The organism is Cellulomonas biazotea (genome assembly GCF_004306155.1).
Taxonomy (GTDB): Bacteria; Actinomycetota; Actinomycetes; order Actinomycetales; family Cellulomonadaceae; genus Cellulomonas; species Cellulomonas biazotea.
Window position 1 is genome coordinate 1 of sequence record NZ_BIMR01000076.1, and the last position, 9,870, is coordinate 9,870.

The following is a 9,870-nucleotide window of genomic DNA, read 5'->3' on the forward strand; positions in this document are numbered from 1 at the left end:
CCGCCGCCCGGTCCGCCCGGGACGCCGCCCTCGCCGCCGCCGCAGACGTCGACCGGCTCGTCCGGGCGATCGACGCCCACGACGCCGCGACCCGGCAGCGCACCGACCAGCGCGAGGCTGCGCGCACCGCCCTCGCCGCCGCCGAGGTCCGGGCGGAGGCGCTCGTCCAGCAGCTCGCCGCCGCCGAGGCCGAGGTCGAGGGCGCTCGCGACGGGTTCCCCACGGTCGCCGCCCGGCACGCCGCTCTGCGGGCCCGGGTGCTCGCGGCCGGGGCCCTCGTCGACGCGCTCCTCACCGTCGAGCAGGCACGCCTCGCGGCCACGACCCGCACGACCGAGCTCACCGACGGCTTGGCCACCCACGGCTTCGGGTCCGCCGCCGACGCGCGCGCCGCCCTCGTCGAGCCGGCCGTCCTCGCCGAGCTCACCGCGACCGTCGAGGCGTACACCGCCGCCGTCGCCGGTGTGCGCGCCGGGCTCGCCGACGCCGCCGTCGTGACACTGCCCGACGACTTCCACGTCGACCTGCACGCGACGCAGGACGCCGAGCGGCGGGCCCGCGCGGCAGCCGACGAGGCCGCGGGGGCCGCGCGCGTGGCGCTCGAGCGGGCCACGGCGGTCGACGCTGCCGCGACGGGCGTCCTCACCGCCGCCCAGGTGCTCGCGGAGCGCCGGGCGGAGCACGCCCCCGTGGCCCGCCTCGCGGGGATCGCCGGCGGCACGGGCGGCGACAACGCCCAGGCGCTCTCGCTCGCCACGTTCGTCCTGACCCGCCGGTTCGAGGACGTCGTCGCCGCCGCCAACGACCGCCTGCTCGGGATGTCGGACGGCCGGTACGAGCTCGTCCGCAGCGACCGCAAGGAGGACGTCAGCAGCCGCCGCACGGGCCTCTCGATGCGGGTCGTCGACCACCGCACGGGGCACGAGCGAGACCCGCGCACCCTGTCCGGCGGGGAGACGTTCTACGTGTCGCTGTGCCTCGCGCTCGGCATGGCGGACGTCGTCACCGCCGAGGCGGGCGGCATCGACCTCGGCACGCTGTTCGTCGACGAGGGGTTCGGCTCGCTCGACCCGCACACGCTCGAGCAGGTCCTCGCCGAGCTCGGCCGGCTGCGCGCCGGCGGGCGGGTCGTCGGGGTCGTGTCCCACGTCGAGACGCTCAAGCAGTCGATCGCCGACCGCATCGAGGTGCGACCGACGGCCGACGGACCGAGCACCCTCACGGTCCGCGCAGGCTGACGAGGCGCGCGCCGGGCGACACGTCACGACGGCTCCCGTCGGGACAGGCGTCGCCCGGTCCAGGCGCGCTCGGTGCGTCAGGGACGGGTCGCTGGTCGGGGTGTCACCACGTCCAGCCGCGGGAGGCGAGCTCGACCTCCTCGCGGAAGCGCTCCGCAGGGTCGCCCTTCGGGCGGGGCTGGACCTCGATACCGGCAAGCTGGCACGCCTCGGCGAGCAGCTGGTCGTAGGCGAGCTGCGACGCGATGATGCGCTCGGCGCGCGCGAACGTGCGGGGGTCGAGCTCCAACGACCGCACGTGGTCGGCGACCGCGCCCAGGCGCTCCTGGACGCGCAGCGCGTCGAAGGGGTCAGGCGGGCGCCGACGCTCGGGGCGGAGGTGGTGCGCCCACGCCTCCAGCCGGTCGGCCAGCACGACTCGCCACCTCGGCGGCTCGTCGACCCCTGGGAACAACGACCAGAAGGCGCTGAAGACGAGCGCCGGGACGAGGAAGACTCCCGCCAGCAATACCCACGACATCGTGAGGTCCTTCGTCGGAGCGCGTTGCTCCCAGGCTAAGTCGCGGGTGTGACGCGCGCCACAGGTTCCGCCGACTCGATCCGCTCCGTCTCACACCCGTCCCTGGCCGGTCGGCAGCGGCCGTCGACCGGGTGCGGCTCATCGGATGTGCGGACGCGGTCCGGCACCTACGGTGGGCGCGTGACCTCCACGCGCACCGGACGACCGACAGCGGCAGGCGACGCGTGAGCGGGCGCGCGGTCGCCGTCACCGTCTCGGTGGTGCTGGTCCTGGGCGCAGGCGTCGTGGTGGCCGACCGCGTCGCGGCGTCGATGGCGGAGCGTCGTGCGGTCGAGGCCGTCCAGGAGAACCTGGACGTCACCGGGACGCCGTCGCTGAGCATCGAGGGGTTCCCGTTCCTCACGCAGGTGCTGGCCGGGTCGCTCGACGACGTGTCGGGCAGCGTCGACGGTGTCACGCTCGACGGCGGCATCACCGCGACCGACGTGACGTTCGACGCGCAGGGCGTCCAGACGAGCGAGCCGTACACGGTCTCGACGGGAACGATCAGCGCGACCCTGCCGACCGCGACGCTCGAGCAGGTCGTCGCGGAGCAGACCGACCTCGACGTCGACGTGAGCGTCGAGGGCGACCGGCTCATCGCGTCCGGCGCGGTCCTCGGCGTCGACCTCTCGGCGGCCTCACGGCCTTCGAGGGCGCCCTTCGCCTTGCCCACCAGGTCGTCGATGCCCATGGCTCCTCCTCGGGGTCGTGGCCGCGCCGGTCGGTCCGCGCGGCACCCGCCCAGTCTGCGCGAGGCGTCGTGCCGTCGCCCGCCGAGCAGCCCGTCCGACGGGCGGGCCGTGAGGGGTGGGCGGGTCGACCCCGCGCGGCCTAGCCTGGGGACGAGGTGAGCGCACATGCACGCTGAGGTGGGAGACAAGGTCGTCGTCCACGGCCGGACCGTCGGGACCGCGGACCGCAGCGGGACGGTGGTGGAGGCGCGGGGCTCGGAGGGCCCGTACCTGGTGCGGTTCGACGACGGGCACGAGTCGCTCGTGTTCCCGGGGCCGGACGTGTCGATCGAGTCGCACGCGAGCTGACCGCCCGGAGCCGGTCAGTCGCTCGGTCGCGCGCGGTCGGGCGGGCGGTCCGTCGTGGGCGTCGAGCGCGGGATCAGCGCGGCGCCGACGGCCAGCGCGACGGCCGCGAGGACCACGCCCACGAGGGCGACGGTCACCGCCTGCTGGAAGCGCTCGGGCTCCTGGGTGGCGTCCGCACCACGCAGCAGCCCGTTGACCAGGGCACCGAGCAGAGCCACGCCGACGGCGCTGCCGAGCGACCGGGCGAACGCGTTCGTGCCGGTGACGACGCCGCGGTCGCCCCACCCGACGCTAGCCTGCGCGGCGATGAGCGTCGGCGAGGCGGCGAGGCCCATGCCGGCGCCGACGACGAAGCAGCACAGCCCGACGCCCACGACGGTCGGGCGCAGCGACACGACGACGAGCGCCACTGTGCCGACCAGGACGAGCGCGGCGCCGGTGAGGGCCGTGGCGCGGAAGCCGTAGCGCAGGTACAGGCGGCCCGACTGGGAGGCGGTGATCGGCCAGCCGAGCGTGAGGGCGGCGAGCGTCAGCCCCGAGACCAGCGGCGTGACTCCGAGGAGGACCTCGAGGAACGTCGGGATGTACGACGACAGCCCGACGAGGACCGCGCCGACGCTGAGGGCGACGAGCACCGCGGCGACGAGCAGCCGTCGTCGGAACACCCACAGCGGCAGGACCGGTTCGGCGGCGCGCCGCTCGACGAGCACGAACGCGACGAGCAGCACGACGGCGAGCGACAGGGAGCCGATGCTCGGCAGCGACGCCCAGGGCCAGGCGTGCCCGCCCTCGAGCAGCGCGAGGACGAGGAGCGTCAGGCCGACGGTGAGCAGCGCGCCACCCGCCCAGTCGATGCGGTGGACGACGCGGGCGACGTCCTCGCGCAGGTGCCGGACGAGCAGCCACGCGGCCCACGCGCACAGGGGGACGTTGACCCAGAAGATCCACCGCCACGACGCGTACTCGGAGAAGACGCCGCCGAGGGTCGGGCCGACGACGGACGACGCCGCCCAGACGGCCGCGATGTACGCCTGCGCCTTGGCGCGCTCGGCGACGGTGTAGATGTCGCCCGCGATCGTGATGGCCATGGGCTGCACGGCGCCCGCCCCGAGTCCTTGGACGGCGCGCGCGGCGATGAGGGCGGGCATGCTCCACGCGAGGCCGCACAGGACGGACCCGAGCAGGAACAGCCCGATGCCGACGAGGACGACGGGCAGCCGCCCGACGGTGTCGGCGAGCTTGGAGTAGATCGGGACGCTGACCGCCTGCGTCAGCAGGTAGACGGAGAAGAGCCACGGGAAGCTCTCGAAGCCGCCGAGCTCGCGGACGATGGTGGGGACGGCGGTCGCGAGGATCGTCGCGTCGATCGCGACGAGGCCCGTCGTCACCATGAGGGCGAGCAGGATCGGGCCGCGCTCGGACCGCAGGCCGACGCTGGCACGCGTGACGGCTCCGCCCTGGGCCTGGGTGCCGGTCAGGTGCGTCGCCTCCTCGTGGTGCGGCCGAGCGTGGTGCGGCCGTCGGTGGTGCGGCCGGCCGGGGTCAGCGACTGCGTACGGCCGGCCGGTGCGGGACGGGCCGGGGTCGAGCCTGCCACCGGCGTCGCCGTGCCGCGCCCGGGGCCGCCTACGCTGGCGCGCATGACGCAGCGGGCGGGGACCGACGGGACGGCGGACGGCACGACGGGCAGCGCTACGGGCGGCGCGACGACCGCCGAGTACCGGATGACGGGGTTCGTCGTGCGCGACCACCGGGTGCGGGTCCCCGTCGACTGGGCCGACCCGACGCGGTTCGGCGACCTCGAGGTGTTCGCGCGTGAGGTCGTCGACCCGCGCAAGGCGTCGGACGACCTGCCGCTGCTGGTGTTCCTGCAGGGCGGTCCCGGCGGGATGGCTCCGCGTCCGGGGCAGGGCGGGTGGCTCGGCGCGGCGCTCGAGCGGTTCCGCGTGGTGCTGCTCGACCAGCGCGGGACGGGCCGGTCGTCGCGCGTCGACGCGCGCAGCATCGCCCGGTTCGACGACCCGGCGACGGCCGCCGACTACCTGGCGTGCTTCCGCGGCGACGCGATCGTGGCCGACGCGGAGCACGTGCGCACGACGCTGTTCGGCGGGCGGCCGTGGTCGACGCTGGGGCAGTCGTACGGCGGCTTCCTCACGATGACGTACCTGTCGCGGCACCCGGAGGCGCTGACGGCCTGCTACGTCACGGGCGGGCTGTCGCCGCTGACGGTCGACGCGGAGGCGGTGTACCGGCAGACGTTCGACCGGCAGGCGTCGCGCAACGTGGAGCTCGCGCGGCAGCACCCGGACGACGTGACGCTGCTGGGGCGGCTCGCGGACCGGGTCGCGGCGGGGGACGTCGTCCTGCCGGACGGCGACGTCCTCACCCCGGAGCGGCTGCAGACCCTCGGCATGTCGCTGGGCATGAGCACGGGGATCCGTGACCTGCACTGGCTGCTGGACACGGCGGTCGACACGACGGGCGAGCCGTCGGTCGCGTTCCTCACGGACGTCGCCGCGCGCACGGGCTTCGACACGAACCCGCTGTACGCGGTGCTGCAGGAGGTCATCTACCACCAGGGCGAGCGTGCCGGCGGGTGGGCGGCGGCCGAGGAGGCGGCCCGACGGCCGTCGTTCGCCCCCTCGGCGCGGCCGCTGCTGCTCACGGGTGAGGCGATGTTCCCGTGGATGTACGCGCAGCAGGCGGCGCTGCGGCCCTTCGAGGCGGCGGCGCACCTGCTGGCGGAGCGGACGGAGTGGCCCGCGCTGTACGACCTCGACCGGCTCGGGTCGAACGAGGTGCCGGTGGCGGCCGCGCAGTACTACGACGACCCGTACGTCGACCTGGACCTGGCGCTGCGCACGGCCGACGCGGTCGGGAACGTGCAGGTGTGGATCACCAACGAGCACCTGCACGACGGCCTGCGCGTGGCGGGCGACACGATCCTGCCGCGGCTGCTCGACCTGGTCGACGGCGTCTGGTCGGTCACCGGGCGCTGATTCGCCGCGTCAGTCGGGCGGCGGCGTCACCTGCAGGAGGTCGCCCGGCTGGCACCCGAGGACGTCGCAGACGGCGGTGAGGGTGCTGAACCGGATCGCGCGCGCCCGGCCGTTCTTCAGGACGGACAGGTTGGCGACGGTGATGCCGGTGAGAGCCGCGAGCTGGACGAGGGTCATCCCGCGGGCGTCGAGCAGGGCCCCGAGGTGGGAGACGACCCGGTGCCGGCCCTCGTCGTCGTCGCGCGCCGGGCTCACACCAGGCCCTCGGTGTCGGACGCCAGTCGAGCACCCCGGTGGGTGGCCGCGGCGAGGGCGGCGAGCAGGACGGCGAGGAGCAGCGGCCACCACGTGACGTGCAGCGCGGGGGCGAACCAGCCGTCGGGCACGGTGAAGGTCCCGGTCGGCGACCAGAGCGTCGACCCCTCCAGCGCGGCGACGACGCGGCCTGCCGCGACACGCTCGCCGACGGTCGCGACCAGCCACGCGCCGCCGACCGTGCCTGCCGCCAGCGCGAGCCGCCGGGCGGTGCCGGGGGCGAACGGACGGCCCGACGCGGTGCCGCGCAGGACGGGGACCAGGAGCAGCCCGACGACCCCGCCCGCGACGAGCCCGCCCCACGCGGCGGACGTGGCGAGCAGCGCGGTCACCGGGTCGCCCGTCGAGGCGGCGAGCAGGACCCCGGAGCGGCGGACGGGCAGCGGCGTGCCGCCGGGCCACACGTCGGCCGACACGGACGGCTCGCACGACGACCCGTCCGTCGACCAGCCCGCGACGCACGGGAGCAGCGCCTCGGTGTACCCGACCGGGGCGGTCAGGCGGACGGGTGCCTCCGCGGCCGTGCCGCGTTCGGCGACCGCCATCACGGCGGTGAGGACGCCGCCCGCGACGGCCAGCCACGCGCCGACGAGCAGCACCCCGACGAGGAGGGCGGACCCCACCGTGCGGGTGGCCCGTCGCTGCCCCTGATCCGGCTCGACCGTCGCGGTCATCGAATCCACCCATCTCGATAGTCGATGTGTTCCTGCGGGTCGGAACGTATCGATGATCGAGATGTCGAGGCGAGGGGTGTCACCCGTTCGCCACCCCGCACGCGGCGCGGGAGCAGGTCAGTGCGCGGGCGTCCAGCCGAGGTGCGGCGCGACCGACGTCGCGACGTTCTCCAGGATCCTTCGGCTCATCGCGTGCGTCGCGTTCGCGGGCAGGACGACGTCCAGGCCCGTCGCCTCCCGCAGCGCGACGTCGGCCCGCAGGCTCTCGACGACGGCGTCGGCCGGCCCGTGGTGCGTCGGGCTGAACACCCCGAACCCGTTGCCCCCGAGCGGCCGGCCGCGGTCGTCGAACCGCCCGGCGTACCAGGCGACGTACTCCGCGAACAGGTCGTCGTCGGCGGGCGTGACGCTCGGCAGGACGATGCGGCCGGCGACCACGCGCGGCGTCCGTCCGGGCACGTCGAACGCGTCCTTGTACGCGAGGATCTGGTCGCGCTGCCCCTCCTCGAACGAGCGTCCGTCGTCCTCGGTGTTGAGCGTCGACACGAGCAGGTCCATGCCCTGCTCGGCCGTGCGGACCGCCGTCGCGCGCGACCCCGGGCCGTACCAGACGCGGTCGGCCAGGCCCGGGCTGTGCGGGGTCACCGTCAGCGGGGTGCCGGGCGGCGCGATCGGGAAGCCCTGGTCGGGCGCGACCGCCACCGGCTCGCCGCGCAGCGCCGACCGCAGCCGCGCGATCCGGTCCTGCGACTCGTCCTCGAACGACCGCTCGCTCGCCCCGTACACGCCGTCGAGGATCGCCGCGGCCGGCTTGATCCCGCCCGCGACGCCGAGCTCCAGGCGGCCACCCGACAGCAGGTCGACGGTCGCCGCGTCCTCCGCGACGCTCACCGGGTCGGCGTACCGCATGGGCAGCACGGCGGTCCCGAACCGCAGACGGGTCGTCCGCTCCGCGATCGCCGAGAACAGCGGGAACGGCGACGACAGGAACCGCTCGAGATGCCGGACGCGGACCCACCCGATGTCGTAGCCGAGCTCCTCGGCGAACCGGAACAGGTCGACGGCTTCGCGCAGCGACCGGCCGGCGTCGGCGGGGTCGTCGTACGGGACGAAGGTGAGGAAGCTGAGCTCGAGGCGCGGGGTCACGGCGGTCACGGCGGTCACGTCGGCACCGTACGTCGCGCCGGTCGTCGTCCGCCGCAGCCGCCCTCGACCGTCCGGCAGGCGAGACCGAGGTCCGCGCTGCCGCGTGCGCCACGGGCTCCGGCGGACGACGCCCGGGCGCTACACCCGGGCCTTGGTCCGCTCCGCGTACGCCTCCCGCACGGTCGCCTCGGCGGCCTTGCCGTACATGCAGTAGTCGTCGTTCGTCGCCGCGTCGGCCTCGTCGTAGAGCGCGGACGGCCAGTCCCAGAGCATGAAGCCCTGCACCCACGGGCGGGCGGCGCACGCACCGAACGCCGACTCGTACCAGTGCACCTGCGCCTCCTGCGACGGTGCGCCGGGCAGCGCCCAGTCGTTGGGGAGCGCGGGCGAGCCCTCACGGCTCGGGCAGCCGGCCTCCATGAAGAAGAACGGCTTGCCGAACCGCTCGACGACGGGCTCGATGCGGTCGAGCTGGTGCTCCCAGTCGTCGGCGGGGTAGTAGCCGGAGGAGGAGATGACGTCGACGGCGTCCCACCAGCCGACGTGGTCCTCCTGGTACTTGTCGCAGTTGTACGTGACGAGGCCGTCGTAGACGGCACGGACCTCGGCGACGAGCGCGCGCCACTCCGCCTCGCGGCGGTCCGTCTGGACCATCTCGCAGCCGATGCAGAGCATCTCGGCGCCCTCCTCGGCGGCGATACGCGCGTGGTGGACGACGTACGCGGTGTACGACGCGAACCACTGCGACCACTTGGGCTCGGGCGGGACGTCGTGGTCGAAGAAGTTGATGTGCGCGCGCCAGGTGCCGTCGGCGACGTTGACGACGGGCTTGAGGCAGACGCGCAGGCCGCGGGCCTTCGCGGCGCGGATCGCCCAGCGGACCTCGTCGTCGGTGACGGTCGGGGCGTCGGCGTACCGGACGTCGACGGACTGCGCGGTGTCCTGGTAGGCGGCGAAGGTGACGGCGGTCCAGGTCACGCCGAGCCGTTCGACCATGAGGTCCATCGACCGTTCGGCGCGGTCGTCGCCCCACGTGCCGCGGACGCCGGTCCAGCCCCACGTCATGCCGGCGACGTACCCGCCGGGGATCTGCTGCGTGCCGTGCGTGCCCATCGCCCACCTCCGACCCGGTCGTCGCCTCGTCGCGACGCCCGGGCCAGCCTAGGCTTTTTCAGCCTGCCGAACAAAGTGCTCGCCGACGAGATCGCGTGCCCGGACCAGGACGTCGTCGAGCATCCCGGGCGTGAGCCGGCCCGTGAAGGTGTTCTGCTGGCTCACGTGGAAGCAGCCGACCAGCACGAGCTCGTCACGGCCGCCACCCACCGTCCCGGTCGGGGGTCGCGACGACCGGCGCAGCCGCACCTCGACGCCGTGACCGAAGACGGGCCGCGGCCGGGGGACGTCCCACCCCTGCTCCGCGAGCGTCGCGAGGACCGCCTGCCAGCCGAACCCGCCCAGCACGACGAGCACCCCCGGGTCGACGAGCTCGATCTCCCGCGCCAGGAACGGCCCGCACGTGCGCCGCTCCTGCGGCGTCGGGGCGTTCGCCGGGGGCGCGCACCGCACGGGCGCGGTGACGCGGATCCCCGTGAGGGTCAGGCCGTCGTCACGGCGGACCGACAGCGCCTGCGACGCGAACCCCGTCCGGTGCATCGCGGCGAACAGGAAGTCGCCCGACCGGTCGCCCGTGAACATCCGGCCCGTGCGGTTCGCGCCGTGCGCGGCGGGTGCGAGGCCGACGACGAGCACCGCGGCGGACGGGTCGCCGAACCCCGGCACGGGCCGCGCCCAGTACGTCTCGTCGCGGAAGGCCGCGCGCTTCACGACGGCGACCTCCTCGCGCCACGCGACGAGCCGCGGGCACGCGCGGCAGCCGACGACGAGCGCGTCGAGGTC

At 75.1% G+C, this 9,870-nt stretch carries 11 protein-coding genes; 4 read left to right on the top strand and 7 right to left on the bottom strand.

The window, feature by feature from the left end; genetic code table 11:
- Window positions 1-1,238, top strand: a 1,238-nt coding sequence (locus CBZ_RS06360; RefSeq protein WP_130780741.1) for an SbcC/MukB-like Walker B domain-containing protein, incomplete at its 5' end; no start/stop codon positions are given.
- A 103-nt stretch (window positions 1,239-1,341) separates the two neighbouring features.
- Here CBZ_RS06360 and CBZ_RS06365 read toward each other — a convergent pair.
- The gene (locus CBZ_RS06365) at window positions 1,342-1,758 is read right to left on the bottom strand and encodes a hypothetical protein (protein WP_130780742.1); all 417 of its coding nucleotides are present in this window, start codon (window positions 1,756-1,758) and stop codon (window positions 1,342-1,344) included.
- 224 nt (window positions 1,759-1,982) lie between these two features.
- Here CBZ_RS06365 and CBZ_RS06370 point away from each other — a divergent pair, with 224 nt between their 5' ends.
- Together CBZ_RS06370 and CBZ_RS06375 are read left to right on the top strand one after the other, a co-directional pair.
- On the top strand, window positions 1,983-2,651 hold the full coding sequence (locus CBZ_RS06370) for an LmeA family phospholipid-binding protein (RefSeq protein WP_246013102.1): 669 nt from the start codon (window positions 1,983-1,985) through the stop codon (window positions 2,649-2,651).
- Between the two features lie 6 nt (window positions 2,652-2,657).
- Complete coding sequence (locus CBZ_RS06375; RefSeq protein ID WP_130780743.1) at window positions 2,658-2,840, top strand: DUF1918 domain-containing protein; 183 nt, start codon at window positions 2,658-2,660, stop codon at window positions 2,838-2,840.
- A 14-nt stretch (window positions 2,841-2,854) separates the two neighbouring features.
- Here the strand turns inward: CBZ_RS06375 and CBZ_RS06380 are convergent, their stop codons facing one another.
- On the bottom strand, window positions 2,855-4,231 hold the full coding sequence (locus CBZ_RS06380) for an MDR family MFS transporter (protein ID WP_130780744.1): 1,377 nt from the start codon (window positions 4,229-4,231) through the stop codon (window positions 2,855-2,857).
- A 333-nt stretch (window positions 4,232-4,564) separates the two neighbouring features.
- Between CBZ_RS06380 and CBZ_RS06385 the strand changes: the two genes are divergently transcribed.
- Window positions 4,565-5,839, top strand: coding sequence for an alpha/beta fold hydrolase (locus CBZ_RS06385; RefSeq protein WP_130780751.1), 1,275 nt, complete (start codon window positions 4,565-4,567; stop codon window positions 5,837-5,839).
- Window positions 5,840-5,848: 9 nt separating this feature from the next.
- Here the strand turns inward: CBZ_RS06385 and CBZ_RS06390 are convergent, their stop codons facing one another.
- The 5 genes from CBZ_RS06390 to CBZ_RS06410 all read right to left on the bottom strand — a co-directional run.
- Window positions 5,849-6,094 carry a helix-turn-helix domain-containing protein gene (locus CBZ_RS06390; RefSeq protein ID WP_130780745.1) on the bottom strand — a complete coding sequence of 82 codons (246 nt, stop codon included), beginning with the start codon at window positions 6,092-6,094 and terminating at the stop codon, window positions 5,849-5,851.
- On the bottom strand, window positions 6,091-6,828 hold the full coding sequence (locus tag CBZ_RS06395; protein WP_130780746.1) for a hypothetical protein: 738 nt from the start codon (window positions 6,826-6,828) through the stop codon (window positions 6,091-6,093). Before CBZ_RS06395 ends, CBZ_RS06390 begins: the two co-directional genes overlap by 4 nt.
- A 117-nt stretch (window positions 6,829-6,945) precedes the next feature.
- Window positions 6,946-7,992, bottom strand: a complete 1,047-nt coding sequence (locus CBZ_RS06400; protein ID WP_130780747.1) for an LLM class flavin-dependent oxidoreductase — start codon at window positions 7,990-7,992, stop codon at window positions 6,946-6,948.
- 120 nt (window positions 7,993-8,112) lie between these two features.
- On the bottom strand, window positions 8,113-9,087 hold the full coding sequence (locus CBZ_RS06405; protein WP_130780748.1) for a glycoside hydrolase family 113: 975 nt from the start codon (window positions 9,085-9,087) through the stop codon (window positions 8,113-8,115).
- A gap of 48 nt (window positions 9,088-9,135) precedes the next feature.
- A partial coding sequence (locus tag CBZ_RS06410) for a uracil-DNA glycosylase (protein ID WP_130780749.1) occupies window positions 9,136-9,870 on the bottom strand: 735 nt, incomplete at its 5' end.